At 71.9% G+C, this 26,062-nt stretch carries 24 protein-coding genes; 10 read left to right on the top strand and 14 right to left on the bottom strand.

What is annotated here, in order from left to right; translation table 11 throughout:
• Positions 1-219: 219 nt before the first annotated feature.
• The 3 genes from LUTJ29_RS0100360 to LUTJ29_RS0100375 form a co-directional block, all read right to left on the bottom strand.
• Positions 220-2,094 (bottom strand): 3'-5' exonuclease, encoded by a 1,875-nt coding sequence (locus tag LUTJ29_RS0100360; RefSeq protein WP_232221118.1) that lies wholly within the window; start codon positions 2,092-2,094, stop codon positions 220-222.
• A 35-nt stretch (positions 2,095-2,129) separates the two neighbouring features.
• Positions 2,130-2,450 (bottom strand): hypothetical protein, encoded by a 321-nt coding sequence (locus LUTJ29_RS0100365; protein ID WP_144774706.1) that lies wholly within the window; start codon positions 2,448-2,450, stop codon positions 2,130-2,132.
• Positions 2,451-3,348: 898 nt separating this feature from the next.
• Positions 3,349-4,326, bottom strand: coding sequence for a helix-turn-helix domain-containing protein (locus tag LUTJ29_RS0100375; protein ID WP_027070800.1), 978 nt, complete (start codon positions 4,324-4,326; stop codon positions 3,349-3,351).
• Positions 4,327-4,433: 107 nt separating this feature from the next.
• Here LUTJ29_RS0100375 and LUTJ29_RS0100380 point away from each other — a divergent pair, with 107 nt between their 5' ends.
• Positions 4,434-5,312, top strand: a complete 879-nt coding sequence (locus LUTJ29_RS0100380) for an MBL fold metallo-hydrolase (RefSeq protein ID WP_027070801.1) — start codon at positions 4,434-4,436, stop codon at positions 5,310-5,312.
• 137 nt (positions 5,313-5,449) lie between these two features.
• Positions 5,450-6,364, top strand: coding sequence for an AEC family transporter (locus LUTJ29_RS0100385; protein WP_027070802.1), 915 nt, complete (start codon positions 5,450-5,452; stop codon positions 6,362-6,364).
• 67 nt (positions 6,365-6,431) lie between these two features.
• On the opposite strand, the gene LUTJ29_RS0100390 is transcribed toward LUTJ29_RS0100385, so the two are convergent.
• Positions 6,432-7,778 carry an outer membrane protein transport protein gene (locus LUTJ29_RS0100390; RefSeq protein ID WP_027070803.1) on the bottom strand — a complete coding sequence of 449 codons (1,347 nt, stop codon included), beginning with the start codon at positions 7,776-7,778 and terminating at the stop codon, positions 6,432-6,434.
• Positions 7,779-7,986: 208 nt separating this feature from the next.
• On the opposite strand from LUTJ29_RS0100390, the gene LUTJ29_RS0100395 reads away from it, so the two are divergent.
• The 3 genes from LUTJ29_RS0100395 to crcB all read left to right on the top strand — a co-directional run bounded on the left by LUTJ29_RS0100395 (position 7,987) and on the right by crcB (position 9,473).
• Complete coding sequence (locus tag LUTJ29_RS0100395; RefSeq protein WP_027070804.1) at positions 7,987-8,679, top strand: rhomboid family intramembrane serine protease; 693 nt, start codon at positions 7,987-7,989, stop codon at positions 8,677-8,679.
• A 79-nt stretch (positions 8,680-8,758) separates the two neighbouring features.
• Positions 8,759-9,079 carry a DUF1820 family protein gene (locus LUTJ29_RS0100400; protein WP_027070805.1) on the top strand — a complete coding sequence of 107 codons (321 nt, stop codon included), beginning with the start codon at positions 8,759-8,761 and terminating at the stop codon, positions 9,077-9,079.
• A 7-nt stretch (positions 9,080-9,086) separates the two neighbouring features.
• Positions 9,087-9,473 (top strand): fluoride efflux transporter CrcB, encoded by a 387-nt coding sequence (gene crcB, locus LUTJ29_RS0100405; RefSeq protein WP_027070806.1) that lies wholly within the window; start codon positions 9,087-9,089, stop codon positions 9,471-9,473.
• A gap of 15 nt (positions 9,474-9,488) precedes the next feature.
• Here the strand turns inward: crcB and LUTJ29_RS15575 are convergent, their stop codons facing one another.
• From LUTJ29_RS15575 to gpmI, 3 genes are all read right to left on the bottom strand, one after another.
• Complete coding sequence (locus LUTJ29_RS15575) at positions 9,489-11,048, bottom strand: S41 family peptidase (RefSeq protein WP_232221119.1); 1,560 nt, start codon at positions 11,046-11,048, stop codon at positions 9,489-9,491.
• A 97-nt stretch (positions 11,049-11,145) separates the two neighbouring features.
• Positions 11,146-12,342 (bottom strand): peptidoglycan DD-metalloendopeptidase family protein, encoded by a 1,197-nt coding sequence (locus LUTJ29_RS0100415; RefSeq protein ID WP_043739979.1) that lies wholly within the window; start codon positions 12,340-12,342, stop codon positions 11,146-11,148.
• A complete protein-coding gene (gpmI, locus tag LUTJ29_RS0100420; protein WP_304412411.1) occupies positions 12,339-13,853 on the bottom strand; it encodes a 2,3-bisphosphoglycerate-independent phosphoglycerate mutase in 1,515 nt (504 codons plus the stop codon). The genes LUTJ29_RS0100415 and gpmI overlap by 4 nt, the downstream gene beginning before the upstream one ends.
• Before the next feature lie 161 nt (positions 13,854-14,014).
• Here gpmI and LUTJ29_RS0100425 point away from each other — a divergent pair, with 161 nt between their 5' ends.
• From LUTJ29_RS0100425 to LUTJ29_RS0100435, 3 genes are all read left to right on the top strand, one after another.
• On the top strand, positions 14,015-14,686 hold the full coding sequence (locus tag LUTJ29_RS0100425; protein WP_027070809.1) for a hypothetical protein: 672 nt from the start codon (positions 14,015-14,017) through the stop codon (positions 14,684-14,686).
• A gap of 74 nt (positions 14,687-14,760) precedes the next feature.
• A complete protein-coding gene (locus LUTJ29_RS15580) occupies positions 14,761-16,437 on the top strand; it encodes a M28 family metallopeptidase (protein WP_043739982.1) in 1,677 nt (558 codons plus the stop codon).
• 400 nt (positions 16,438-16,837) lie between these two features.
• Complete coding sequence (locus LUTJ29_RS0100435; RefSeq protein ID WP_027070810.1) at positions 16,838-17,236, top strand: MAPEG family protein; 399 nt, start codon at positions 16,838-16,840, stop codon at positions 17,234-17,236.
• A 7-nt stretch (positions 17,237-17,243) separates the two neighbouring features.
• Here LUTJ29_RS0100435 and LUTJ29_RS0100440 read toward each other — a convergent pair whose 3' ends face one another.
• The gene (locus LUTJ29_RS0100440; protein ID WP_027070811.1) at positions 17,244-17,735 is read right to left on the bottom strand and encodes an MgtC/SapB family protein; all 492 of its coding nucleotides are present in this window, start codon (positions 17,733-17,735) and stop codon (positions 17,244-17,246) included.
• Between the two features lie 27 nt (positions 17,736-17,762).
• Entirely contained in the window at positions 17,763-18,980 is a 1,218-nt protein-coding gene (gene tyrS, locus LUTJ29_RS0100445) for a tyrosine--tRNA ligase (RefSeq protein ID WP_027070812.1), read from the bottom strand.
• A 177-nt stretch (positions 18,981-19,157) separates the two neighbouring features.
• Between tyrS and LUTJ29_RS15585 the strand changes: the two genes are divergently transcribed.
• Both LUTJ29_RS15585 and LUTJ29_RS0100455 read left to right on the top strand, forming a co-directional pair.
• Positions 19,158-20,633 carry a peptidoglycan DD-metalloendopeptidase family protein gene (locus LUTJ29_RS15585; protein ID WP_232221120.1) on the top strand — a complete coding sequence of 492 codons (1,476 nt, stop codon included), beginning with the start codon at positions 19,158-19,160 and terminating at the stop codon, positions 20,631-20,633.
• A gap of 94 nt (positions 20,634-20,727) precedes the next feature.
• Positions 20,728-21,828: an anhydro-N-acetylmuramic acid kinase gene (locus LUTJ29_RS0100455; protein WP_027070813.1), complete on the top strand. Its 1,101-nt coding sequence runs from the start codon at positions 20,728-20,730 to the stop codon at positions 21,826-21,828.
• 3 nt (positions 21,829-21,831) lie between these two features.
• Here LUTJ29_RS0100455 and LUTJ29_RS0100460 read toward each other — a convergent pair whose 3' ends face one another.
• From LUTJ29_RS0100460 to LUTJ29_RS0100480, 5 genes are all read right to left on the bottom strand, one after another.
• Complete coding sequence (locus LUTJ29_RS0100460) at positions 21,832-22,929, bottom strand: alpha/beta hydrolase (protein WP_043739991.1); 1,098 nt, start codon at positions 22,927-22,929, stop codon at positions 21,832-21,834.
• Positions 22,930-23,213: 284 nt separating this feature from the next.
• On the bottom strand, positions 23,214-23,477 hold the full coding sequence (locus LUTJ29_RS15590) for a hypothetical protein (protein WP_051322550.1): 264 nt from the start codon (positions 23,475-23,477) through the stop codon (positions 23,214-23,216).
• On the bottom strand, positions 23,474-24,784 hold the full coding sequence (locus tag LUTJ29_RS0100470) for an MFS transporter (protein WP_027070815.1): 1,311 nt from the start codon (positions 24,782-24,784) through the stop codon (positions 23,474-23,476). The genes LUTJ29_RS15590 and LUTJ29_RS0100470 overlap by 4 nt, the downstream gene beginning before the upstream one ends.
• The gene (locus LUTJ29_RS0100475; protein WP_027070816.1) at positions 24,781-25,581 is read right to left on the bottom strand and encodes an exodeoxyribonuclease III; all 801 of its coding nucleotides are present in this window, start codon (positions 25,579-25,581) and stop codon (positions 24,781-24,783) included. The genes LUTJ29_RS0100470 and LUTJ29_RS0100475 overlap by 4 nt, the downstream gene beginning before the upstream one ends.
• Positions 25,582-25,705: 124 nt before the next feature.
• On the bottom strand, positions 25,706-26,056 hold the full coding sequence (locus LUTJ29_RS0100480) for a zinc ribbon domain-containing protein YjdM (protein ID WP_027070817.1): 351 nt from the start codon (positions 26,054-26,056) through the stop codon (positions 25,706-25,708).
• Positions 26,057-26,062: the final 6 nt, after the last annotated feature.

A 26,062-nucleotide genomic window follows, 5' to 3' on the forward strand; every position in this document is an offset into this window, starting at 1 on the left:
CGCTCGGGGCGAAATCTAGAATCCAATTTGGAAATCGCTTGATTCAGTCATTCCGCCCAAATAATCTAATTAGAACTTTAGATTGTTGGGGTGTTTGAACGCCAACAGCCTGAAGTTCCGGGACGCCGATTTCGATTGAGCCGCGAATGGGCATGACCGCGCGCCGCCACCAGGACAGTGGCGCGCATTTCGGCAAGATCGTGCGCCTTCTTGCGTGTTTCAGGCAGCCAGCCGTCGCGACACGCCTTCCACCACGCGCCGGATCTGCTCCACCACTGCACCCTCCCCATGGTGCGACATCTCCAGCTGCCGCAGCGCTCGCGTCATGGCGACATAGAGCACCCGCACCTGCTGCTGCTTCCGCCCGGCATCCTCGTCGTGGCTTGCAAGCTCGCAGACGCCGGGAATGAACACCGTGTCGAACTCCAGCCCCTTGCTTGAGTGCATGGTCATCACCTTGACCGAGGGTGGGCCGTTGAACATGGCGCGGCGCTGGCTGTCCGACGCCAGCAGCACGGCCAGGCCGCGCTTCTGCAGCTGCTTGGCGATCAGTCCGGCCAGCTGGTTGGAGTGGCACAGCACGGCGAAGTCGTTGGGACTGGCGCCGTTGGCGGTCGCGTCCTGGATGCGTTCGGCGATGATGTCCGCCTCGGCCCAGATGTTGCGCGCACGCCACAGTTCCGGCATCGGGCCGCGCCGGCCGGCGCTCTCGGGGGCGACCACGGGCACGTGGTCGTCGTCGGCGTCCTGGCCGGTCAGCACTTCCTCGGCGAAGGCCTTGGCGACGGCCAGCACTTCCAGGGTGTTGCGGTAGTTCAGGCGCAGGATGGTGGTGCGGCCCTGGGCCTGGATGCCGACGCTGGCGAAGGAGAATCTGCGGCGGCCGGGGCCGCCGTACAGGCTCTGGGCGTCGTCGTAGAGCAGCAGCAGCGAATTCGTCTCAGGGTCCACCATCTGGGCCACGAGGCGCAGCCACTCGGGGGCGAAGTCGTGGCCTTCGTCGATCAGCACCGCACCGTACTGACCGCGCGGGATGGCGCTGGACTCCACGCCGTCGATCACCGACTGCACCAGCAGCTGGGCATACGCGTCCGCGCTGTCCTGCCGCGGCGGCATGCGCAGGCCGTAGCTCTTGAGCTGTTCGCGACACCATTCGTGGAAGTTGCGCACGGCTACGCGGTCGTGGACGCCGTGGCCCTGCATGAGGTGTCCGAGCCGGCTGGCCAGGGTCTTGTTGAAGCAGAGCACCAGCACCGGCTTGTGCTGGCGGCGGGCGAGCTCCACGCAGCGATAGCCGAGAATCATGGTCTTGCCTGAGCCGGCCACGCCGTGGATGACGCGGTGGCCGTCGCCCAGCGAACGGGCGAGCTGCTCCTGTTGCAGGTCCATCACCCGGATGATGTCGGGAATCCCGACCGGCGCCGCTTCGTCCCTGGCCGGCGCCGCCAGCAGGTCGCCCTGCACCTGGATGCGCAGCTGCGGAAACAGATGCCAGCGCACGCGCTCGATCTGCGGCAGGCTGAGCAGGCAGGGGAAGGGCATCAGGAACATGTCCCACAGCCGCTTCTGGAACTCCTCGGTGTCCACGCCCTCGGTCATCTCGTCGCGGCAGATCACACTGCCAGGGGGCAGGAAGTGCTCCAGCTCCATCAACTCGAACTGGCTGCGGGTGATGCCAGTCAGCACCACGCCGAAACCCCACGGCATCAACAACTTGCCGGCGCGCTTGTCTCCCGGGGGATGGCACAGCGCCGGGTCCTGCTGCAGCAGGCGGACAATCTCCATCGCGTACTCGCGCGCCTGCCGCAGCGGGTTGGGCGCGGTGACGCGCCCGCGGTCGGTGTCGATGACGGCGCGGTCGCGATCGAGTTCGGCCAGGGTCTCCGCCTTCCAGTCCTTGACCTCGAGCACCAGGAAGCCGCGCGACGGATGCAGCACCACGAAGTCGGGGTGCCGGTAGCGCGGGCCGATCGGCACGTCGTACCAGCACAGATACTCGTCGTCGAGCTTGTCGTCCAGGCGCGCGGAGAAGCGTCGTTCACCCGGCGTCATGCGCGACAGACAACTGCCGCGGTTCGGAATCAGCGTGGCCATCGGACTCCCCGAGCCATGGGACACCGGTGCCGAAGTTACCCCAAACCGATGGGGAAGCGACGTTCCGCGGCAATCTGGCTGGAGGCAGCGGCAGCGGCAGCGAGCGACCGAGCTGCTGGCAGGGTCTGCCGTACGGTGCCCACCGCGTCCCGGATGGTCTTGCCGGCAGCATCAAGCGCCTCGCATTCCTGAGCGCACGCGGCTGACGTTTCGTACTCGTCCGGTGCAGACTCCAATGCACGGTCGGGTTGCGACGCCGCCCACGCCTGGTAGTGATCGGGCAGGTCGCGGGCCACCGCGGGATGCTGTCCGAGATCGACCTGCATCGTGCCAAACGAATAGCCACTGTTGGCCACGGGCCGCATACGGCCGTCCGGACCTACGTTACCGGCGAAGCTCAAGCGCTAGGCAAGATCGCGGCCGGCGATGCTCCCTTCCGAGGTCACACCCACGGCGAAGTAGGCCGCCGCCTGCAGCTCGTTCCCGGTCAGGGGATTCGCGTCGGTCATGATCCATTTCCTTATGGGACGGATCCGTCATGGCGCGCCGGACAGGCACTCCCGTACCCATGGCTCCGCCTGCAGCGCTTCCCACTCGCTTCGCAACGTGGGCGCTTGCCCGAAATCGGCGATACACGCGCCGTTTGCGCCTGCAAGATCCCCAAGATTGCCATTGCACAACAGCAATGGTTTGTCGATGTGTTGCCATCCGCTGCTGCATTCCGTGTCGGTCTCGGAACCCGGACGGCCGCACACGTGGGTGCGTCGCGCTTCAGTCGAAGACGTGGCCCGCGCAACGACCCTGCCCTCGTACGATTTTCCGGAGGCGACGTAGGACCAGGTACCGCAGATCCGATCGCCTTGTTGTACCAGGACGTAGCGACTGCATTCCCCGGGCGAGGGCGCGTCCTCGCATGACTGCCAGACGCCAGTAAAGGCTCCGGCAGGCGGGGTTCCCCAGGCTTGCTCACGGACCGAAGTCGCCGACGGACTTCCGTCCCCATCCGCATGCGCGCGTCCGTCATCAGGCAAGGTACCCGGCGCGGCGCACGCTGCGAGCCCCAACCACGCCACCATCCCTAGTGTTCGCATCCGGAATCCCTCCTGACGAGGGGTCTACCCTACACCATGGGAAGGGGCGGCATTGATCGAAGTGGCCGGATTCCGTGGCCATAGAGAGCGAGATCGGTTTGGTCTCCGAGGGGGCCGCGCTCGGCGCATAGCGGTGCAGGCGGGGAGGGGTCCGCGCCGGAAATCATGCGCCCGCGTGCATCCCCTCCCGCGTCCCGAACGTCCGCCGCCACTCCCTCGGACTCACCCGGTGGCGCTTCCTGAAGTGCTCGCGCAGCGACACCGGCGTCTGGAATCCGGCCAGGTCGGAGATCTTCTCCACCGGGAGTGAAGTGGTCTCCAGCAGCTCGCACGCGCGGCGCAGGCGTTCGTTGACCAGCCACTCGACCAGGGTCATGCCGGTGGCCTTGCGGAAGTGGCGGGTGAACGTGCGGCGGCTCATCGCGGTGCGCGCGGCCAGCTCGTCGACCGTGTGGGGGGCGGCAAGGTGGGTGCGCAGGTGGTCGAGCAGGGCGTTGATCTTCGCGTCCTGGGTGGACGCGGCCACCGGCTGTTCGATGAACTGGGCCTGGCCTCCCTCGCGGTGCGGGGCGATCACCAGTCCGCGCGCGAGCCGGTTGGCGACGCGGGCGCCATGCACCTGGCGCACGATGTACAGGCAGCAGTCGAGTCCGGCGCCGACGCCGGCCGAGGTGACCAGCCGGTCGTCCTCGACGTACAGGGCGTTCGCGTCCAGCGCTACCCGCGGAAACCGGCGCGAGAAGTCGTCTTCGGCCATCCAGTGGGTGGCGGCGCGGCGTCCGTCCAGCAGCCCGGCATAGGCCAGCGCGTAGGTGCCGTAGCACAGGCCGACCACGCGCGCGCCGCGGGCGTGGGCCCGGCGTAGCGCGTCCTGCAACGCGGCCGAGGGCGCGTCGTCCAGGTCGTGCCAGCCGGGCACCACCAGGATGTCTGCGGTGTCGGCCAGTTCCAGGCCGCCGTCGGGCTCCAGCGCGAGCGCCCGCTCGGCCCTCAGGGCCTGCTCGTCCGGCGCCACGATGCGCAGCTCGAACAGCGGCTGGCCCGGCGCATGGGTGCCGAACACCATGTACGGCATGGCGAAGTGGAACGGGCTGAAGCGCGGATAGGCGATCAGCGCGACCACCGGGACGGAGGCGGACATGGGTGCTCCGGTGGCCCGAAGGCATCGGTAATGGTCTCGTGGGCCAGTTATATGCCTCGCGGGGCGTTCCGACAATGGCCGCCTGCCTTCCCTGACGGAGTCCCGCGATGAAACCCACCGCCCTGTTGTCCACCCTTGCCCTGTCCCTGGCCCTGGGCGGGACGCCCGCTGCCGCCGCCGAGCCCACTGCGTCCGCTCCTACGGTGCAGATCCAGCAGATCCGCAACGCGACCCTGAAGCTCGAGTACGCCGGGCGTACCTTCCTGGTCGACCCGATGCTGGGCGCCAGGGGCGCCTACCCGGGCTTCAAGGGCACCTACAACCAGCACCTGCGCAACCCGCTGGTCGAGCTGCCGATTCCGGCCGCCGAGGTCATGCGCGGGGTCGATGCGGTCGTCGTCACCCACACCCACCTGGACCACTGGGACGGCGGCGAGCACGCCTTCGTGCCCAAGGATCTCCCGATCTTCGTCCAGCACCAGGCCGACGCGGAGCAGGTCCGCGGCCAGGGCTATCGCGACGTGCGCGTGATCGAGGGCAGCGCGGAGTTCGAGGGCGTGCGCCTGACCCGCACCGGCGGCCAGCACGGCACCGACGCGATGTTCGCGGTCGAGCCTGTCGCCGGGCTGCTGGGCCAGGCCATGGGCGTGGTCTTCCAGGCCCCGGGCGCGGCCACCGTCTACGTGGTGGGCGACACCACCTGGCATGGCGAGGTGGAGCAGGCGCTGGCCGCGTTCAAGCCGGACGTCGTCGTGCTCAACACCGGCGACGCCCGCGTGCTCGGCTTCACCGGCTCGATCATCATGGGCCGCGACGACGTGCTGCGCGCTGCCCGCGCCGCGCCGGGGGCCGCCATCGTCGCCACCCACATGGACGCGATCAACCACATGACCCTGTCGCGCGAGGTGCTGCGCGACCACGTCCGGCAGAACGGCCTCGAGGACCGCGTGCGGGTGCCGGCGGATGGGGAAACGATGGCCTTCTGATCCTTCCACGGCTCCCCCCGGGACCATCGATTCGGGGGACGGGGCCGGATGATCCCCCGCTGCCCCACCAATGAACGATGGTGCGCCCGCCACGGGCCCCTATCATTGCTCCCCCTCCCCACGGACTTCGGCCCTCCATGGCCTTCGATGCCTTTGCCCTCGCGCTGGTCATGCTCGCGCTGGGCATGCTGTTCGCCCGGTTCCGGATGTTTCCCGACAGTGCCGCGGACACGCTGAACCTGGTGGTGCTCTACGTCTGCCTGCCGGCGGCGATCCTGGTCTACGTGCCGCGCCTGCGCTTCGATCCGGCGCTGGTGGGCCTGGTGGCCGTGCCGTGGCTGCTGGCGCTGGCCGCTTGGGTGGCGCTGCGCCTGCTGGCGCCGCGCATGCGGCTGCGGCGCGACGAGCTGGGCGCGCTGCTGATGTGCACGATGCTGGGCAATACCAGCTTCATCGGCTATCCGATGATCCAGGCCCTGCTCGGCGACGAAGCGCTGCCGTATGCGGTGGTCTACGACCAGTTCGGCACTTTCGTGATGCTTTCGACCGTGGGCCTGGTGGTGCTGGCGCGCTACGGCGGCGAACACCCGCCCGGCGTGCGCGAGATCGCGCTGCGGATCGTGCGCTTCCCGCCGGTGTGGGCGCTGGTGTTCGGCCTGACCCTGATGCCGGAACAGCCGCCGGCCTGGATCGCGACCGCGCTCGGCCAGCTGGCGTCGGTGATGCTGATGCTGGTGATGCTGGCGGTGGGCATGACCATCCAGTTGCGCCTGCCGCGCGACGAGGTCGGGCCGCTGGCGCTCGGCCTGTCGCTCAAGCTGGTGCTGCTGCCGGCGCTGGCCCTTGGGTTGGCGCTGGGCTTCGGGCTGCAGGGCGACATGCGCCAGGTGGCGGTGCTGGAGTCGGCGATGCCGACCATGGTCACCGCGGCCGCGCTGTCGATCTCGCACGGGCTGGCGCCGCGGCTGGCGGCGGCCCTGGTCGGTTACGGCATCGTGCTGGCGATGGCGACGCTGCCGGCCTGGACCTGGCTGGTGCAGCGGCTGGGCTGAGCGCGGACGAAAAAGAAGGCCCCGCATGTGCGGGGCCTTCCGGGTGTCGCGCGATCGCGGCGGGCGATCAGAACTTGTAGTTGATCGAGGCCGCGAAGATGTCGCCGCCCACGTCGTAGCCGCCGAAGATGTGGTTGGCGGTGGCCGAGCTCGTGCTGACGCGCGAGTCGTTCACGAACAGGTGGGTGTAACCGAAGTTGTACTCGGTCTTCTCGTTCGGGGTCCAGGACAGGCCCAGCGACAGCCACTTGCGGGTCTGGTCCGGCACGCGCACGTCGCGGTGCTGGTACGAGGTCGGGGTCTCGTCGTAGGCCAGGCCGCCGCGCAGGGTGACGGCGTCGCTGAGCTTGTAGTCGGCGCCGATCGAGGCGAAGGTCGAGTCGTCGTAGCCGAACTCGAGCACGGTGTCGTCCTGCGCGGACTCGAAGTCGACCGTCACGCTGTCGAACGCGGGCGCCCAGGCGGTGCGCGACACGTCGCCCATCACCGTCCAGCGCTCGTTGATGCGGTGGGTCAGGCTGAAGGTCAGGGTCTCGGGCAGGGTCACGGTGGCGCTGCCCTTGGTCGGGACGAACCAGCCCGGGCGCACCTGGGCCAGCACCGCGGCAGCGTTGCCGGGGACGTCGAAGTAGGCGTCGCCGCCGCTGATGTCGTGCTCGACCTTGGAGCGGTACGCGATGCCGAAGTGGGTGTCCTCGCTCGGGCTCAGCAGGGCGCCGACGGTGAAGCCGATCTCGTTGTTCGAGCCCTTGATGGTGCTGAAGCCGTCGGCGTTGCCCGGGCGGAAGCCCAGCGCGGCGGCGCCGCCGGTGTACAGGATGGTGCCGAAGTCGATCGCGTTGCTGAGCTCGATGCTCAGGTGCTCGACGAACACGCTGCCGCCGAACGAGACGTACGGGTTGACGTCGTAGGAGAACGAGAAGCCCAGGTCGACGGCCTCGAGCTCGGTCTTGACGGCGTTGTAGCGGCCGACCCAGTCGCGGTCGTATTCGGTGGCGAAGCCGAACGGCGCAGTCAGCGAGATGCCGAAGTGCATGTTGTCTTCGGCGCCGAACGGGACGTGGAAGTAGGCCGCCGGGACCGGGGCGATCTTGCCCGCGTCGCCGCCGTTGCCGCCGCCGATCTGGCCGCCGAGGCCGCCGAGGTAGCTGCCGGTGCCCTCGAAGTCGGCGCTGAAGCTGATCACGCTCAGGTCGGCCTGGAACTGGCGCCCGTCGAGGCCGCGCATGGCCGCGGGGTTGGTGGCGATGACCGAGGCGTCGCCCGGGGCGCTGATGGAGCCGGCGAAGGCGCGGCCCAGGCCCTTGGCGCTGTTCTCCTTCAGCTGGAAGGCCGCCGCATGGGCGGAGGACGCGAAGGCCAGGGAGCCGGCGATGCCGAGCGCCAGGGCGGTGACGTGAGGGGTGATTCGCATTGCGGTTCTCTTCTTCCGGAGTGTGTGGTGGTCGCCGTGCCGCAGCGTGGTCGGGCCAGGTGGCCCGCCGTCGCCGCCGTTCCTCCCGGGCGCGGCACATGGCGCGCCCGACTATACCGTACTGTCCCGTGTGGTGAATGTGTCTTCCGGCACGCGACGGAACACCGGGCGTGTCCGCCGCGGACGCCGACCGGGTAAGGTGGGCGCCATGTTCGTGTCCGTTCCGGTCCGGTCCGGCGCCTCGCCGCGCTGGGCGACGCCGCTGCTGTCGGTCCTGCTGTGGGCGGCCTTCGTCTGGGCGCTGTCGCGGCCGGACGCGCACCAGCGCGCGCTGATGCTCGAGTGGGGCGCGCTGGCCGGCGGGGTGCCGGGCGCGGGGCCCTGGGAGAGCTGGGCCGACCCGCAGCAGTGGGCGCGCCTGGTCACCGCCCTGTTCCTGCATGCCGACTGGGCCCACCTGCTGGGCAACCTGGTGTTCCTGCTGATCTTCGGCCTGCCGGCCGAGCGGGTCATGGGCCCGTGGCGCTTCCTGGCCCTGTTCTTCCTCGGCGGCGCCCTGGCCAACCTGTTCGCGGTGCTGGTCATCGGCACCCCGGGCCGCCTGATCATCGGCGCCAGCGGCGCGGTCTCGGCGGTGATCGGGGCCTACCTGGCGCTGTTCCCGCGCGCCCGGCTGGGGGTGGTGGTGCCGCTGGGGCTGTTCCTGGAGTTCGTGCGCGCGCCGGCCTCGCTGCTGATCGGGGTCTGGGCCGCGCTGCAGATCGTGTTCGCCTACATCGGCCCGGCCTACGGCGCGGTGGCCTGGGCCGCGCACGCGGCCGGGTTCCTGTTCGGGATCGTGTTCGCGATCGGCTCGCGCGGGGCGATCGCCCGGCGCCTGCGCCGGATGCAGGGCTACTGAGCGCCGGCCGCTGGAGTTCCGGCGGTCCCGCCCCCACTCAGGGCGCCTCCCAACCATGCCTCGCTCCTATAATCCGGCCATGTCCAAGACGCTTTACAAGGTCTCCTTCCTCAACCACGGCAAGGTCTACGAGCTCTACGCCGGGCGCGTGGAGAGCGGGCGTCTGTGGGGCTTCGTCGAGGTCTCCGACCTGGTGTTCGACGTGCACGACGGGATCGTGGTCGACCCCACCGAGGAGCGGCTGCGCGACGAGTTCGGCAACACCCGCACCCTGCACCTGCCGATGCAGTCGGTGCTGCGGGTGGAGGAAGTGGAGAAGAAGGGCCAGTCGGCGATCCGCGACGCGGTGTCGGGCGAGAAGGTGGTGACGCCCTTCCCGCTGCCCGCCAAGCCGCGTTGAGGCGCCGGTGACCGGCGCCGGACTGCTGCTGGCGGCGCTCGGGGGCGCGACCGGCTCGGTCGCCCGGATCCTGCTCGGCCACTGGGTGAATGCGGGCGCCGCGCCGCTGGCGTTCCCGCGCGGCACCTTCGCGGTCAACCTTGCCGGCTGCCTGGCCGCCGGGCTCCTGGCCGGGCTGGCCGAACGCCATCCGGGCTGGCTGGGGCCCGAGCTGCGGATGGCGCTGTTCGCCGGCCTGCTGGGCGGGTTCACGACCTTCTCCGCGTTCGGCCTGGAGACGGTGCAGCTGCTGCGTCGGGGCGAGTGGCTGCTGGCCGCGGGCTACGCCGGCGGCAGCGTGCTGCTGGGGCTGGCCGCGGTCTGGCTGGGCCTGCGCCTGGCCGGGCCGGCCTGAGCCGGCCGCCCCGGGCTACTCCTCCGGCGCGACCTCCGGAGCCGGGGCCGGAGTCGGCGCAGGCGCCGGCGCGGCGGGCCTGGGCGTGGGCTTCTTGAGTTCGGCCAGGGCGGCCTGGATCGGGCCGTCGCCGTCGAGCACGTCGCCGGCGCCCGCGCCTTCCTCCTCGTCGTCGCCGCGCAGGTGGCCCGGCAGCATCGCCTCGGTGTAGCGGGAGCGGGCAGCCGGGCGCGCGGGCGGGTCGGGCTGGAGCACGACGTCCGGGTCGATGCCGCGGGCCTGGATCGAGCGTCCGCTGGGGGTGAAGTAGCGTGCGGTGGTGAGCTTGACCGCGTCGCCGTTGCCCAGCGGCATCACTGTCTGCACCGAGCCCTTGCCGAAGCTGCGGCTGCCGACGATGCGCGCGCGGCCGTTGTCGCGCAGCGCGCCGGCCAGCACCTCCGAGGCGCTGGCCGAGCCGGCGTCGATGATCACCACCACCGGCGCGCCGTCGAGGATGTCGCCCGGCGTGGCGCTGAATTCGGTGTCGTTGACCGGGTTGCGGCCGCGGGTGCTGACGATGCGCCCGCTGTCGAGCAGGTCGTCGGCGACGCGCACCGCGGCGGTGAGCAGCCCGCCGGGGTTGCTGCGCAGGTCGATCACCAGGCCCTTGAGCGGGCCGTCGGCCTGCAGTTCGCGCACGGTGCGGGCGAAGTCGTCGCCGGTCTCGACCTGGAACTGGCTGATGCGCACGTAGCCGTATCCCGGTTCGAGCAGGCGCCCGCGCACGCTGGCCACGCGGATGGTGTCGCGGTGCACGGTGATCTCCAGCGGCTCGGGCTCGCCCTCGCGCAGCACGGTCAGCACGGCGCGCGTGCCGGGCGGGCCGCGCAGCGGGCCGTGGCCTTCCGCGTCGGCCGGGGTCAGCGGGCGGCCGTCGACGGCGACGATGGTGTCGCCGGAGCGGATCCCGGCCCTGGCCGCGGGCGTGTCGTCGATCGGCGCGATGACCTTCACCTTGCCGTCGGGCAGCTGCAGCACCTCCACGCCGATGCCGTCGTAGGCGCCGGTGGTGCCCTCGTCGAAGGCCTCGGCCGCGCTCTTCTCCATGTAGGCGCTGTGCGGGTCGAGGTCGAGCAGCAGGCCGCGGATCGCCGAGGTCATCAGCTTGCGGTCGTCGACCGGGTCGACGTAGCCCTGGCGGATCGCGTTGAACACCCCGACGTAGCGGCGGATCTCGTCCAGCGGCACCCCGGTGGCGGCGCTCTCGGCGGCGTCGGGGTCGTCGCTGGCCGGCACCGGTTCGCCGGCGTCGGCCGGGTTGGCGGGCGGGTCGTCCGCGGCCGGACCGGAGGCTGCCGGCGACGGGTCGGCGGGCGGCCCGTCGCCGGCAGCCCCGGGACCGGCCGGCGCGGCGTCCGTTTCCGGATCCGCGGGTTCGGCCGGCGGCACTGTGGGCGGCTCCTGCGGACCTGCCGCTGCGTCCGGCGCCGGGGTCGCGGCGTCCGCGGGCGACGGCTGCGCCTGCCAGGCCAGCGCGGACGGGGACGCCAGCATGAGCAGGACGGCGAGCAGTGGCAGGGTGGGCAACCTCATGGCGACTCCGGAAGCGGCGGACGTGGACCGCGCGGCGCGGCCAGGGCCCGATTATGCGTGCCGGCCCCGGTGGCGTCAGGTGCAGGCGCGCCGCCGCTCAGCGGCGCTGCAGGAAGCCGCCGGGATTGACCGGCTTGCCGTCGCGGCGCAGCTCGAAATACAGCGCAGGCTGGCCCTGGCCGCCCGAGTTGCCGACCGTGGCCACCGGATCGCCGCGCTTGACCCGGGCGCCGGCCTCGCGCAGCAGGCTGTCGCAGTGCGCGTACAGGCTCATCGTGCCGCCGCCGTGGTCGATGATCAGGATCATGCCGTAGCCGGTCATCCAGTCGGCGAACACCACGGTGCCGTCGGCGACCGCGCGCACCTGGGTGCCGGCGGGCGCGCCGATCAGCACGCCCTGGCTGTTGCGGCCGTCGGGCATGCGCGCACCGTAGCCCGCCAGCAACGCGCCCGAGACCGGCCAGCCCAGGCCGCCGACCTGGGGCGGTGGCGTGGTCCGCGCGGTCTGCGCCGGCGCGCGCTGGGTCCCGGCGGCCGGCGCCTGGCGGCGCTGGGCCTCGGCGCGCGCGGCGGCCGCACGCAGGCGTTCGAGCAGCCGTTCGAGCGCGCGCGCGTCGCGCCCGAGCGCCTGCTCGCGCTGGTTGCGATCGCGGTAGCGGGCTTCCAGGTCCGACAGGGCGGTGGCGCGCGCCTTGCGATCGCGCTCGAGGGCGGCCACCTGCGCCTGCTGCGCTTCGCGGGCGCGCTCGAGTTCGGCGCGGCGTTCGGCCAGCTCGCGCTCGAGCGCCTCGAGGCCGGCGAGTTCCCCGGCCAGGGCCGCGATCCGCGCCGCGCGCTGGCGCTGCAGGTAGCGCTGGTAGGTGAGCGCGCGGCCGGCGTCGGCGAGCTGGTCCTGGGCCAGCAGCAGCTTCAGCGGCGCGGCGTCGCCGGCGGTGTAGCTGGCGCGCAGCAGCGTGCGCAGCTCCCCGCGTTGGGCGGACAGACGCGTGCGCAGGGCGTCGCGACGCTCCGACAGTTCCCCGAGCGCGGCCTGCTGGCGCTCGAGTTCGGCCGTGGTCGCCTGCAGCGCACGTGCGCTGCGCGCCACCCGTTCATCGAGTTCGCGCAGGCGCCGGGCCGCGGCGCCGCGCTCGCCCTCGAGCTTGCGGCGTTCGCTGGCGACCTCGCGCAGTTCCTTGCGCACTGCCTCGAGCCGGCGCTCGGCGTCGCGCGACTGCTGGGCCGTCGCGGGCGCCGCGACGCAGGCCGCGAGCAGCAGCGCCGCCCAGGCCCGCGCGCGGACGCGTCCGGTCATCCCTTCGGGACCAGCAGGCTCGCGCCGGTCATTTCCGCCGGCTTCTCCAGCCCCAGCATGTCGAGCAGGGTGGGCGCCAGATCGCGCAGGGCGCCGCCGCTGCGCAGGCGCGCGTCGCGGCTGCCGACGTAGACCAGGTCCACCGGGCCGACGGTGTGCGAGGTGTGCGGCTCGCCCGTCTCGGGGTCGCGCATCATCTCGCAGTTGCCGTGGTCGGCGGTGACCAGCAGTTCGCCGCCCTTCGCGCGCACCGCGGCGATGATCTTGCCGACCGCCTGGTCCACCGTCTCCACCGCCTTGATCGCCGCCTCCAGCACGCCGGTGTGGCCGACCATGTCGGGGTTGGCGAAATTGCAGATGATCGCGTCGAAGCGTTCGGCCTCGATCGCCTCCAGCAGCTTCTCGCACACCTCCGGCGCGCTCATCTCCGGCTGCAGGTCGTAGGTCGCAACCTTGGGACTGGGCACCAGGATCCGCTCCTCGCCCGGGAACGGCTGCTCGCGGCCGCCGCTCATGAAGAAGGTGACGTGGGCGTACTTCTCGGTCTCGGCGATGCGCAGCTGGGTCATCCCGTGCGCGGCCAGCACCTCGCCCAGGGTGTTGACCAGGTTGTCGGGCGCGAACGCGACCGGCGCCGGCAGGGTGGCGTCGTACTCGGTCAGGCACACGTAGCGCGACAGGGCCGGGCGGCGCACGCCGGGGCCGAAGCCGTCGAAGCCTGGCGACACGAACGCGGCGCTGAGCTGGCGCGCGCGGTCGGCGCGGAAGTTCATGAACACCACCGCGTCGCCGTCGCGCATCGGCCGGGCGCCCGCGATCGCGGTCGGCTTCACGAACTCGTCGTTCTCGTCGCGCGCATACGCCGCCTGCAGCGCGGCCAGCGCGTCCGGCGCATCGCCCTGCGCCTCGACGATCGCGTCCCAGGCCAGGCGCACCCGCTCCCAGCGCCTGTCGCGGTCCATCGCGTAGTAGCGGCCGGACACGCTGGCCACGTGCGCGTTGCCCAGCGCGGCGCAGCGCTCCTGCAGCGCGCGCAGGCTGGACTCGGCCGAGCGCGGCGGGGTGTCGCGGCCATCGAGGAAGGCGTGCACGGCGACGCGCGCCACGCCGCGCCGCGCGGCCAGGTCGAGCATCGCGAACAGGTGTGCCTCGTGGCTGTGCACACCGCCGGGAGAGAGCAGTCCCATCACGTGCAGCGTGCCGCCGTTGCCCAGGACCGCCTCGCACGCGGCGTTGAGCTCGGCGTTGTCGAAGAAGCTGCCGTCCTCGATCGCGGCGTCGATCCGGGTCAGGTCCTGGTACACGATGCGCCCGGCGCCGATGTTCATGTGCCCGACTTCGGAATTGCCCATCTGCCCGTCCGGCAGCCCGACGAAGCGGCCCTCGGTGTGGACCAGCGTGGTCGGGTGCCCGGCCAGCAGGCCGCGCCAGGTCGGCACGTTGGCCAGGGCGATAGCGTTGTCGCGCGGGTCGTCGCGATGGCCCCAGCCGTCCAGGATCAGCAGGACCACGGGGCGGGGGCGGCTGGCGCGGGGGGCGGATGCAGGCACGACGGGAGTCCCGGTGACTTTCGACTGGTGCGATTGTAGCCAAGCGGGTGCAAGCTGTAGGCCAACGTCACGGCGGCGACCGTTGCAGCGGCAACCGCGCCGCCCCACCCGGGAGAACCGACATGAAGCGTGCAACCACCCTCCTGGCCCTGGCCTGCGCCGCCCTCCTGGGCGCGGCGCCGGCGTTCGCGCAGCAGGACATCAGCAAGGTCAACGGCAGCATCGTCGCCCAGGCCGGACGCGCCTACGGCGACGTCGAGACCGTCAACGGCAGCATCACCATCGAGGCCGGCGCCCAGGTCAAGGATGCCGAGACCGTGAACGGCAGCATCCATGTCGGCGACGACGTGGTCGCCGACAGCCTGGCCACGGTGAACGGCCAGATCCGGGTCGGGTCGCGCGTGCGGGTGCGCGGGGACATCGAGACCGTGAACGGCGGGATCTTCGTCGACCGCGGCAGCAGCGTCGGCGGCGACATCGAAACGGTCAACGGCTCGATCGGGCTGGTCGACGTCGACCTCGACGGCGGCATCACCACCGTGGGTGGCGACATCACCGTGGGCATCGGTTCGCACGTGCGCGGCGGCGTCACCGTCACCCGCCCGAGCTCGAACTGGTTCCCGGTGCAGATCAAGCGCCGGCCGAGGATCGTGATCGGCCCCGACGCGGTGGTCGAAGGCCCGCTGCGCTTCGACCGCGAGGTCGACCTGTACGTGCACGAGACCGCCCGCACAGGCGCGGTGACCGGCGCCACGCCGGTGCCGTACAGCGGCGCGCGCGCGCCCCGCGACTGACTCCGGCGCCGCCGGCGCGCCACGCGCGCGCCGGCCGCGTAGAATCCGGGCACCGCCATTCTCGGAGTTCCCGGATGCGTTCCACCCTGATCCTCCTCTGCGCCGGCGGCCTGCTGCTGGCCGCGTGCAGCCGCGCGCCCGATGCGGGCACCACGGCTCCCACCGCGTCCACGGACGGGCACGCCTTCAAGGCCGACATCGACGCCGACGACCTGCGGGTGCTGGTCGAGACGCTGGCCTCGGACGAGTTCGAGGGCCGCGCGCCCGGCTCGGCCGGCGAAGAGAAGACGGTGGCCTACATCCAGGCCCAGTACGAGCGCATCGGGCTGGAGCCCGGCGGCGACAACGGCACGTACTTCCAGGCCGTGCCGATGGTCGAGACCACCGCCGACGAGTCCACCGTGCTGCGCCTGGACAGCAACGGCCACCAGCGCGAACTGAAGTTCGGCACCGACATGGTGCTCGGCACCCGCACCGGCCAGGAGCTGGTGAGCGTGGCCGACAGCGAGCTGGTGTTCGTCGGCTACGGCGTCAACGCGCCCGAGCAGGGCTGGAACGACTACGAAGGCCTCGACGTCAAGGGCAAGACGGTGGTGGTCCTGGTCAACGACCCGGGCTTCCACGCCGGCGACGAGTCGCTGTTCGAAGGCAAGCGCATGACCTACTACGGGCGCTGGACCTACAAGTTCGAGGAGGCCGCGCGCCAGGGCGCCGCCGCCGCGCTCATCATCCACGACACCGAAGGCGCGTCCTATGGCTGGGAGGTGGTGCGCAACTCCTGGTCCGGCCCGCAGTTCGACCTGCGCCCCGAGGACGACCCGGAGCCGCGCATCCCGGCCCAGGGCTGGATCACCGGCGAGGTGGCGCGGCAGCTGTTCGCCGAGTCCGGGCTGGACCTGGACGAGCAGTACGCGGCCGCCAACCGCCGCGGCTTCAAGCCGGTGCCGCTGAAGGCCAAGGTGTCCTTCGACCTGCGCAGCACCGTGAGCGAGAAGTCCTCGCGCAACGTCGTCGGCTACCTGCGCGGCACCGGGGCGCCCGAGGAAACCGTGATCTACATGGCCCACTGGGACCACCTCGGCAAGCACGAGGGCGAGGGCGACACGATCTACAACGGCGCGGTCGACAACGCCACCGGCGTGGCCGGCATCATCGAGATCGCGGAGAAGTTCGCGGCCCGGCCGCCGCGGCGCTCGGTGGTGTTCGTGGCGGTGACGCTGGAGGAATCGGGCCTGCTGGGTTCGAAGTACTACGTCGCCCAGCCGCCGTTCCCGCTGGAGAAGACCGTGGCCGTCGTCAACCTCGACGCGATGAGCGTGGCCGGCCGTTCGCGCGACGTGGTGGTCACCGGCAAGGGCAACTCCGAGCTCGAGGACATCCTCGCGCCGCTGGCCGGCGCCCAGGGCCGCACGCTGGTGGAGGAGAGCAACCCGGCCGGCGGCTACTACTTCCGTTCCGACCACTTCAACTTCGCCAAGGCCGGCGTGCCGGCGCTGTACGCCAAGGGCGGCGGCGACCTGCTCGAGGGCGGCGAGGCGGCCGGCAAGGCCGCGTCCGAGGAGTACGCACGCCGCTACCACCAGCCCAGCGACGAGATCCACGACGGCTGGCGCTGGGACGGCATGGTCGAGGACCTGGAACTGCTGCACGACGTCGGCCGGACTCTGGCCGACGGCGACCAGTGGCCGAACTGGTACGAAGGCAATCCCTTCAAGGCCGCGCGCGACGCGGCGCGGGCGGGCGCGCAGTAAGCCCGGCGCATCGAGGGTCGTGTCGGGAACGGCGCCTGCGGGCGCCGTTCCCTTTTTCCGGGGGTGCTGCGGGCTGCCCCCACCCCGACCCTCCCCCGCGGGCGGGGGAGGGGGCGCCACGGCCGCAGCGGCGATTCCCGCGGTCCCTTTCCCCGTCCGCGGGGGAGGGCCGGCCGTCGAGGTGGCCGCCGCCGCCACCGCGCACTCCCTCCCCCGCCCGCGGGGGGAGGGCCGTGCGACGCGCGAGAGCGGCCTGATGGTGATCTCCCTCCCCCGCCCGCGGGGGAGGGGCCGGGAGGGGGGCGCCGCCGCCGCGCCGCCCACCCGCTTGCAGCCGCTTCGTCCCGCGGCCGCCACCCGCGCGCTGGTCTACTGGGCCTCCCCTGACCGGAGACCGCCCATGACCCTCGCCACCGCCTACTGGTGCGTGCTGATCGCCGCCCTGCTGCCCTACGTCTGGATCTCGCTGGCCAAGGCCTCGGGGTCCAGGTACGACAACCGCAACCCGCGCGCCTGGCTGGCCGCACAGTCCGGCAACGACCGCGTCCAGCGCGCGAATGCCGCCCACCTCAACGCGTTCGAGGCCTTCGCGCCGTTCGCCGCCGGGGTGGTGATGGCGCAGCTGGCCGGCGTGGCCCCCGCCACCATCGCGCTGCTCGCGGTCGCGTTCGTGGCGTTGCGCGTGCTGCACGGCGTCCTGTTCCTGGCCGGCGCGGCGAGCGCGCGCAGCCTGGTCTGGCTCGCCGGCTTCCTGTGCGTGCTCGCCCTGCTGGTGCTGGCGGCGCTGCGGATCGCCTGAGCCCGGCTCAGCCGCCTTCGCGCGGGACCGGCCCCGACGGTCGGCGGCGCTCCCACCAGGACAGCGCCACCAGCACGAACAGCGCCAGCGCCGTGGCGGCGACGGCGACGATGTAGTAGTCCAGCCCCGCGGCCACGCCGATCACCGCCACCGTCAGCAGCGAGGCGGCGGTGGTGATGCCGGCGATGGTCTCCCCGCCGCGGCGGCTCTCGCCGAAGATCGTGCCGGCGCCGATGAAGGCGACCCCGCCGATCACCGCTTCCACCAGGCGCAGCGGATCGACCCGGAGCACGCCCGCCGACCGGCCGGACAGGTGCATGTCCACGGTCAGCGCGCCGATCGCGACCAGCAGCGCCGAGGCGCCGGCCACCAGCATGTGGGTGCGGAACCCCGCGGGCCGGCGCTTGAGTTCGCGCTCGTAGCCGACCAGCCCGCCGAGCACCATGGCGACCGCCATGCTGCCCACGACGTCGAGCTGGGCCATCAGTCCGGGAGTCATGCGGCAAGCCTTGCCTGCCGCATGTCGTCAGCCGGTGACGAGGCGCACGCGCGCGAAGTTGCGCTTGCCGACCTGCAGCACGCCCTCGAAGCCGGGCGTGAACACCCGGCCGGCGTCCTCGACCACGGCGCCGTCCACCTTCACCGCGCGCTCCTTGAGCTTGCGGTTGGCCTCCGAGTTCGACGGGGTGATCCCGGCGGCGGTGAGCAGCGCGGCGATGCGCAGCCCCTCGGCGGGTATCGCGACCTCCTGCAGCGGCAGCAGCGAGGTGTCGCCCTGGCCGGTGACCGCGGCGTGCCAGCCGGCGATCGCTGTCTCGGCCGCGGCGGCGTCGTGGAAGCGGGTCGCGAGTTCGCGCGCCAGGCGCAGCTTCACGTCGCGCGGGTTCAGGCCGGCGGCGACCTCGGCCTTGAGCTTCTGCGCCTGCGCGATCGAGATCTCGAAGCTCAGCAGCTCGATCCACTTCCACATCAGTTCGTCGCCGATCTTCATCGTCTTGTTGACGATGTCGATCGCCGGCTCGGTGATGCCGATGTAGTTGCCGAGCGACTTGCTCATCTTGTGGACGCCGTCCAGGCCCTCGAGCAGGGGCATGGTCAGCACGATCTGCGGCGGCTGGCCGTGCGCTTCCTGCAGGCCGCGGCCCATGAGCAGGTTGAACTTCTGGTCGGTGCCGCCGAGCTCGACGTCGGCCTTCAGCGCCACCGAGTCGTAGCCCTGCACCAGCGGGTAGAGGAACTCGTGGATCGCGATCGGCTGCCGGGCGGCGTAGCGCTTGGCGAAGTCGTCGCGCTCGAGCATCCGCGCCACCGTGTGCTGGCCGGCGAGGCGGATCATGTCGGCGGCCGACATCTTGCCGAACCACTCGCTGTTGAACCGGACCTCGGTGCGCTCGCGGTCGAGCACCTTGAACACCTGCGCCTCGTAGGTGCGGGCGTTCTCGAGCACGTCCTCGCGGCTGAGCGGCTTGCGGGTGGCGCTCTTGCCGGTCGGGTCGCCGATCATCCCGGTGAAGTCGCCGATCAGGAACACCACCTGGTGGCCGAGGTCCTGGAACTGGCGCATCTTGTTCAGCAGCACCGTGTGGCCCAGGTGCAGGTCGGGGGCGGTCGGGTCGAACCCGGCCTTGACCCGCAGCGGGCGCCCCAGCTTGAGCCGGGCCTCCAGCTCCTCGCGCTTGAGGATCTCGTCGGCGCCGCGGGCGAGCAGCTCCAGGGTGGCGGGGTCGAAGACGGGCTGGGTCATGGGATCGGGGCGCGGGGAGGCGGCATCCGGGGTGTGATGCCGGTCAAAGGAAGCCGTAAAGGATGCGTTAACAAGTGTGCGCTCGCGAAACCCTTTGGACAACAAGGGTTTGACGCACCCAGTTCATGTCCTTATGTTACCGCGCTGACGTGCCCGTCACGCCCCGGACCACCCGTCATGTCGCAGCCGCCCTCGATGTCACCGGATGACGCCCGTCGCCAGGCCATCCGGGAACACAACCTGCGTGCCGCTGCCGAGAACACCGCCAACGAACGGCTCCACGTCGATCCGCGCGACCTCGCGGCGCGATTGCCGTTCAACGGCCGCTGGACCCGACGCGACTGGGCCCACGCCAGCCTGTTCGCCACCCTCGGCGCACTGGTGATCGGCCTGGTGCCGGGCTTCTCCAACGCCATGCGCGTGGCCGAGGACACGCCCGAGATCACCACCATGGCGCTGCCGCTGCCGCCGCTGCCCAAGGCGCCGCAGCGCGCCGAGCAGCTGCGCAACTGGGAGCTGGTGCGGGTCGAGTCGGGCCAGACCCTGGGCGCGATCTTCCAGCAGCGCGGGATCCCCGCCGTCACACTGCACCGCCTGCTCGACGCGACCCCGGACCGCGAGGCCCTGACCCGCCTGCGCCCGGGCGCCGAACTGGCGTTCGAGCAGGCCCCCGACGGCCGCCTGCTCGCGTTCCGCTACGACCGCAGCGACACCCAGCGGGTCGAGCTGTCGCTCGAGGGCGACCAGGTGGCCGAGAAGGTCATCGAGCGCCCGGTCGAGGTGCGCACCGCGGTGATCAGCGGCAAGGTCGGCCGCTCGCTGTTCCATTCCGCGCGCAGGCTGGGCCTGAGCCCGGCGGTGATCAACACGCTCACCGACGAGGTGTTCAAGTACGACATCGACTTCGACCGCGACGTCACCGCCAGCGACCGCTTCTCGGTGGTGGTCGAGCAGACCTGGCGCGAGGGCGAACTGATCCGCTCCGGCCCGGTGACCGCGGCGGTGTTCACCGCCAAGGGCAAGCCGTTCACGGCAGTGCGCTTCGAGCGCGACGGCAAGGCCGAGTACTTCACCGCCGAGGGCCGGCCGCTCAAGAAGAGCTTCATCCGTAGCCCGATCCAGTACGCGCGCCTGAGCTCGCGCTTCGGCACCCGCCGCCATCCGGTGCTGGGCACCCAGCGCATGCACAAGGGCGTGGACTACGCCGCGCGCACCGGCACGCCGATCATGGCCGCCGGCGACGGCCGGGTGGTGTCGGTCGGCTGGCAGGGCGGCTACGGCAACACCGTGGTGCTCGACCACGGCAAGGGCCACACCACGCTGTACGCGCACATGTCGCGCACGGCCAAGCTCAGGCGCGGCGACCGCGTTTCCCAGGGCCAGGTGATCGGCTACGTGGGCTCGACCGGCCTGTCCACCGGCCCGCACCTGCACTACGAGTTCCGCGTCAACGGGGTGCACCGCAACCCGCTGCAGCACACCATGCCGCCGCCCGAGCCGCTCACCGGGGCCGCGCTGGCCCGCTTCAAGGCCGAGACCGCGCCCGCGCTCGCGCGCATCCGCGAGGTGGAGCAGGTGCTCTACGCCAGCGTGTCGACGGACCAGGACCAGCGCGTCGCCGCCGCGGGCACCGGCAAGGGCGGCAAGGGCTGACGCTCGGTCCGCGGCGGCCGGGCTGCCCGTCGCCGCCGTTCGCCCCGGCACCGCGCGGGCGTGGCGTCCGCGGCCGTGCCCGTAGAATCGCGCCATGTCCGACCTCTTCCTCGGCCTGATCTCGGGCACCAGCGCCGACGGCATCGACGCCGCCCTGGTCGAATTCGACGGCGGCCGCGCGCGGCTGCGCTTCGGCCGCACCTATCCCTGGGATCCGGACCTGCGCGCGCGGCTGGTGGCGCTGGGCCAGCAGGAGGCCGCCCTGACCCTGGATGCGGTGGCGGAACTGGACGTGAGCATCGGCCGCGCCTTCGCCGCGGCGGCGAACGCGGCGCTGGCCGACAGCGGCACCCGGGCCGCCGACGTGCGCGCGATCGGCTCGCATGGCCAGACCCTGCGCCACCGGCCCTGGGGCGAGGTCCCGTACACGCTGCAGCTGGGCGATCCCTCGACCATCGCCGAACGCACCGGGATCACCGTGGTCGCCGACCTGCGCCGCCGCGACGTGGCCGCCGGCGGCCACGGCGCACCGCTGCTGCCCGGCCTGCACGCGGCCCTGCTGCATGTGGCCGGCGAGGACCGCGCCGTGCTCAACCTCGGCGGCATCGCCAACCTCACCCTGCTGCCCGCGACCGGTCCGGTGCGCGGCTTCGACACCGGGCCGGCCAATGCGCTGATGGACGCCTGGTGCCTGCGCCACCTCGGCCATGCGTACGACCGCGACGGCGCCTTCGCCGCGAGCGGCCGGGTGGACGAGGCGCTGCTGGCGCGGCTGCTGGCCGACGACTGGTTCGCGCTGCCGCCGCCCAAGTCCACCGGGCGCGACCACTTCCACCTCGGCTGGGTCGAGGCCCGGCTGCGCGGCGGCGAGGCACCGGCCGACGTCCAGGCCACGCTCACCGCGCTCAGCGCGCGCACCGTGGCCGATGCGCTGCGGGCCACCCAGCCGGGCACCGCGCGGGTGCTGGCCTGCGGGGGCGGCGTGCACAACCCGGTGCTGATGGCGGCGCTGGCCGCCGCCCTGCCCGGCGTGGAGGTGGAATCGACGGCCGCGCACGGCGTCGATCCCGACCATGTCGAGGCGATGGGATTCGCCTGGCTGGCGCGCCAGACCCTGCTCGGCCTGGCCGGCAACCTGCCGGAGGTGACGGGCGCCGCCGGCCCGCGCGTGCTCGGCGGCGTCTATCCGGCCTGAGCGCTACTCGCGCACCAGCGGCCGCACCACCTCGAGCAGGCTGACCAGGGTCTTGCCGGGCTCCTCCCACGGCACCATGTGCGCCGAGCGCTCGAACCAGACCCCGCGCTTGAACGGCGCGTCGACCTGCTCCAGCCAGTCGGCGGTGATCTGCGAGGGCGTGGTGTAGTCGTGGCGGCCCATGAACATCACCACCGGGATCGGGAATTCGCGCACGCCGGTGAAATCGACCTGCACGAACTCGTCCAGCAGCCGTTCCAGGCTGAACAGGCTGCCGGCCGACAGCGCGGCGCGGTCCTGCGCGTCATAGTCGGGCGACAGGCGCGCCGCGCCGTAGTACCAGAGGTTGGTCTCGTCGCGGTACGCGGCCATGCCGCCGTAGTGCTGCGGCCACTTGCGGGCGGCGACGATGCGATCGCGGGTCAGCGGCGCGTCGCCCGGGTAGGGCAGCAGCGCCTCCATCTCGCGCACCGCCTCGGCGTTGCCGCGGCGACGCGCCTCCTCGAGCCCGTAGGCGAGGCTGAGGCGCTCGTTCTCGCGCACGTTGACCACCTGGCCGATGCCGACGTAGGCGTGGAACAGGTCGGGCCGGGCGAGCGCCGCGTGCATCGCCGGGATCGTGCCCCAGCTGTGCGCCACCAGCACCAGGCGCTGCTTGCCCAGCTTCGCGCGCACGTGTTCGGCGATGGCGACGAGGTCGTCGACGTAGGTCTGGATGCGCAGGGTCTCGCCCAGCGCTTCGGAATGGTCCTCGCGCCAGGTCTTGCCGGCGCCGCGCTGGTCGTAGTGGACCATCGTGAAGTATTCCTCCAGCGGGCGCTGGAACTGCCACAGGCTGGGGATCGTCGGCGACGCCGGGCCGCCGTGCACGAACAGCACGACCGGGTTGGCCCGGTCCTGGCCGCGGATGCTGATCCAGTGGTCGAGGCCGTTGACGGGGTGGCGATAGGTCTCCTGCACGCCGTCCGGGCCGGGGATCCGCATCAGGTCCGCGACCACGGCGCGCGCGCGCGCCGCGTCGTCGTCCGCGGGCGACTGGGCGCGCCCGGGTGCGATGGCCAGGCCGCACAGCAGCAGGGCGAGGGCGATGCGTCGGACCATGGGGGGGCTCCTCGATGCAAGGCGCCATGATGACGCCGCGGGCGGCTCCGGGGAAACCGTGGCTGGCTCCACGCCGCGGCCGATCCGTCCTCCCCGTGCTGCTGCGCCCGCGCCTGCATGCCGCGGCACGAACGGCCCGCGCTGGCGCGACCTTCCCCCTGTAGGAGCGGCTTCAGCCGCGACCGGTGCCCCGGCTGTCCGCGCACGCATGGCTCCTGGTCGCGGCTGAAGCCGCTCCTACAGGAGGCAGCGGGCCCGGGCGCCGCCGTGCCGGGCCGGCCGCGTCAGTCGGGAGACGGCGGCCGGATCCGGCCGATGGCGGCGAAGCCCGGGTCGTTGGGCACCTGCTCCAGCGCCGCGATCGCGGCCTGCAGGGCGTCGGCCTCGGCATTGTCCAGGTGCACCGAGCCGTCGCCCTCGTACACGTGCAGGCCCTGCTCGAGCAGGTAGAGCAGGGCCTGCGGCAGTTCCCAGCCGCGGGCCTGGGCCACGCGCCTGATCCGGTCGACCAGGACCGGGTCTGCATCCCGCAGCACGATGTCGGTCATGTCGCCCCCCCGGAGGGTTCCTTCACCGGCTCACGGATCCTGCGCCACAGCCAGGCCAGCAGCAAGAGCGTGGGGACCACGGTGAGCGCGCTGAGCACGAAGAAGGTGCTGTACGACGTCCGCTCGACCAGGTAGCCCGACAGCCCGCCGGCGAACTTGCCCGGCAGGTTCGCCAGCGACACCAGCAGCGCGAACTGGGTGGCGGTGAAGGCGCGGTCGGTGAGCGAGGACATGAACGCGATCAGGACCACGCCGGCGAAGCCCTGGCACAGGTTGTCGGCGGTGATCGCCGCGTAGAACGCCCAGATCTGCGAGGGGTACTGGGCCATCAGCAGGAACGCCAGGTTCGACAGCGCCACGCCCAGCGTGGCCACGAACAGCATCCGCCGGAACCCGTAGGCGGCCACGGCCATGCCGCCGAGGAAGGCGCCCGCGATCCCGGTCCAGATGCCGTAGAGCTTGGACACCGTGGCGATGTCGGCCTTGCTGTAGCCCGAGTCGAGGTAGAACGGCCCGGCCATCACCCCGATCACCTGGTCGGGGAACTTGAACAGGCCCACGAACAGCAGCAGCACGAGGCCGAGCGCCACGCCGTTGTTGCGGAAGTAGCTGGAGAACGGCTGCCAGAACGCGCCGAGGAAATCGATCCGGCGCTCGACCGTGGTCTCGGGCTGGTCGGGCTCGCGGCTGAGCAGGGTGGCCGCCACCGGCAGCAGCATCAGCGCCGCCATCGCGGTGTAGGCCCAGCGCCAGCCCTGGAACTCGGCCAGGTACAGCGCGCCGGCGCCGCCGAGGATCAGGCCGAAGCGGTAGCCCAGCGTATAGGTCGCGGCGAGTGCGGCCTGGGCGCTCGCCGGCGCGATCTCGATGCGGTAGGCGTCGACCACCGAGTCCTGGGTGGCGCCGGCGAACGAGCCCACCAGCACCCAGGCCACCAGCGGGCCGACGCCGAGGTCGGGCCGGGCCAGCGCCAGCGCGAACAGGCTCGCGGCCACCAGCAGCTGCGCGAACAGCAGCCACGAACGGCGGCGGCCGAGGAACGCGGTGAGTGGGAACGCGTAGCGGTCGATCAGCGGCGCCCACAGGAACTTGAGCAGGTAGAAGAAGCTGGCGAGGCTGATCAGGCCGATGCTGCCCAGGTCGAGCCCGACGTCGCGCAGGCGCGTGGACAGGGTCATCGAGGCGATCAGCAGGAACGGCAGGCCGGAGCCGAAGCCGAGCACCAGCATGGTCAGCGCCGAGGGCGTGGCGAACGCGCGCCGGATCCCGGCCCAGCCGCGGTAGGAAGGCGCGGCCGCTTCGCTCACGTGGCGTAGTCCACGACGTAGGGGGCGTGGTCGGACAGGCGCGGCTCGCGCTGCACGAAGCAACCCGTGATGGTCTCGGCCAGCGCCGGCGTCACCAGCTGGTAGTCGATCCGCCAGCCCACGTCATTGGCGCGCGCCGCGCCGCGGTTGCTCCACCAGGTGTATTCCTCGGCGTCGGGCTTCGCCACCCGGAAGCTGTCCTTCCAGCCCAGCGCCGGCGGCTCGACCAGGCCGTCGCCGTGGTCGTCGGCGATCATCGAGTTCAGCCATGCGCGCTCGGGCGGCAGGCAGCCGGAGTTCTTCTGGTTCGAGCTCCAGTTCCGGATGTCGCGGCGCGAGCGCACGATGTTCCAGTCGCCGCACAGCACGTAGTCGCGGCCGCTGGCCAGCCACTGGTCGAGGATCGGCCGCAGCCAGTCCATCACCTCGAACTTGAAGCCTTGGCGCTCCTCGCCCGAGGAGCCGGACGGGATGTAGAACGAGACCACGCTCAGGCTGCCGAAGCGCGCCTCGATGTAGCGGCCTTCGTCGTCGAACGGCGCCCAGCCCAGCGAGGTGCGCACCTCGTCGGGCTCGCGGCGGCTGTAGATCGCGACCCCGCTGTAGCCCTTCTTCGTCACCGCGTCGCGATAGACGCAGTGCCTGAACGGGCGGAAGCAGGCGTCGCCGAGCTGGTCCTCCTGGGCCTTGGTCTCCTGCAGGCAGACCACGTCGGCGTCCTGCTGCGCGAGCCAGTCGAAGAAGCCCTTGTTGGCGGCGGAGCGGATGCCGTTGGCGTTGAAGCTGACGATGCGCATCGGTCGGGGGTTGGCGTGTGTGCGGCAAGCCTAGCGGAAACGCTCCGCGCCTGTCCGCGCCGGCGCGCCGGCGCGGTGGCGCGGCCCGCGCGTTGCGCGGCGCTTCACCCGGGCGCGGGCGCGTTCAGGCCTTGCGCACGAACTCCGACTTCAGGCCCATCTGGCCGATCCCGTCGATCCTGCAGTCGATGTCGTGGTCGCCCTCGACCAGGCGGATGTTGCGCACCCGGGTGCCGACCTTCACCACCTGCGACGATCCCTTGATCTTCAGGTCCTTGACCACGACCACGGTGTCGCCGTCGGCCAGCGGGGTGCCGTTGGCATCGCGCACCTGCGCCGCCGCCGCGGCCGCGGCGGCCTGCTCGGCCTGCTCGGCCGGGGACCACTCGTGCGCGCATTCGGGGCACACCAGCAGCACGCCGTCCTCGTAGGTGTAGCTCGACCCGCATTGCGGGCACGGGGGCAGGGCGGACATGCAGGC

Source organism: Luteimonas sp. J29, from assembly GCF_000472505.1.
Classification (GTDB): domain Bacteria; phylum Pseudomonadota; class Gammaproteobacteria; order Xanthomonadales; family Xanthomonadaceae; genus Luteimonas.